The following is a 1,522-nucleotide window of genomic DNA, read 5'->3' as shown; positions in this document are numbered from 1 at the left end:
CGCCTCGAGGCGGGCGTAGCCGGCCTGGTTGGCGGCGACCTCGGCCTGCGCGCGCGCCTGGCGAAGGCGCGCCTCGGCGGCCTGCAGCGCGGTGCGACGGGCGTCGAGCAGCGAGGACGAGACGAAGTTGCGCGCCTGCAGCTCGCGTGCGCGGGCGAATTCCGTGCGCGCAAGCGCGAGGTCGGACTCGGCGGCCGCGGCCGCGGCCTGCGCCGAAGCCAGCGCCAGGCGCACGTCCTGCGCGTCGAGCAGCGCCAGCGGCGTGCCGGCGGCAACCTCGGCGCCGACATCGACGAGGCGCTCGACCAGCTTGCCGCCGATGCGAAATCCCAGGTCGGACTCGACGCGCGCCCTCACCTCGCCGGCATAGACCTGCACGGACGGGGGTGCATTGGCGGCAGCGAAGCTGCGAACGAGGACCGCGGGCGGCGGCGGGGTATGGGGTGCGGGCGCGGAACAGGCGGCCAGCACGAACAGGCCGGCCAGCAGCGTCGGGAGGGTGCGGAAACGCATGGAAATCTCGTGGCGATCGGGAGCGCCCCTGCCGACAACCCGCGGACGCGAGGCGAGGCCGCTAGTGTAGCGCCTCGCCCGTGTGGCCATGATCGCCGACGCCCCGCCGGCGCGCGGACCTTGCCCATCGCGGGTCGTTCCCGCCACCCGATCCGGCCTCCGGGGATCCTGAAGTGCGCAAATGGGGCTCTTCGCGGTCGGACGACGCTCAGCGCGACTCGAGCAGCGGCCGGCCGTTGGTCGGCTGGATCGGCCGGCCGTTGCGCGGGTACAGGCGGGCGAAGACGTCGAGCTGGTCCGCGGAGATCGTCACCGGCTGCTTCATCACCACCCACAGCACGTCCTCGGTACACGGCGGCATCGGCAACGAGCCGGTGTAGAGGTAGTGGCCCGGGTCGGCCGGCACCAGCGCCGGCAGGTCGAGCACGGCGTCGGGAACGAACTCGCGCCCGCGATCGAGCGGCAGGTTGTTCCACAAGGTCTGCAGCGCCGGGCTGGCGTCGCCGCCCGCCGACAGCAGCAGCGAGACGATCGCCATGCGGCCGTCATCGGCGCGATGCTGCAGGTAGATCGCCATGTCGTGCGCCATGCCGCCGACGCGATCATGCGAGGGGCGGTGCAGGGTGAGGCGCTCAAGCGCGTAACGCACCCCACGCACGGTGATGCCCATGCCCTCGCCAACCTCGACCTGCAAGGTGTTGCCGGTATCGCGGATGCGGAAGCCGGTGCGACGGTAGTCGAAGCGCACCGGCGCGAGATCGACCGCGATGCCGTCGCGCAGGTCGATCGGAGACTGCCGCGTGCCCTCCTCGCAGAGCCGCCACTCGGGGCGCATGCGGCCCCAGTGCTGCGGACCGCGCTCGCCCTCGTAGCTCCACTCCGGCACCCCCGGGCCGAGGCGGGTGAGCTCGATGCCGGCCGCGCGCAAGGCCTCCTCGCGGGCCGACGCGGCGCGCTCGGGCGGCGCGGGAGTCGCGTCCAGCGATGCCGGCTGCGCTGCGGCGACGCG

At 73.7% G+C, this 1,522-nt stretch carries 2 protein-coding genes; both read right to left on the bottom strand.

Going from position 1 to position 1,522, the window contains the following annotated elements:
* The coding region (locus C665_RS19545; protein ID WP_004329542.1) for an efflux RND transporter periplasmic adaptor subunit at window positions 1-513 on the bottom strand (513 nt) is incomplete at its 3' end.
* A gap of 208 nt (window positions 514-721) precedes the next feature.
* Window positions 722-1,522 (bottom strand): carbonic anhydrase (locus C665_RS19540; RefSeq protein WP_004329540.1); only part of this gene is annotated, 801 nt, incomplete at its 5' end.

The sequence above is a fragment of the Thauera aminoaromatica S2 genome (assembly GCF_000310185.1).
Lineage (GTDB): Bacteria > Pseudomonadota > Gammaproteobacteria > Burkholderiales > Rhodocyclaceae > Thauera > Thauera aminoaromatica.
This window is presented reverse-complemented; position numbering and strand designations above follow the sequence as displayed.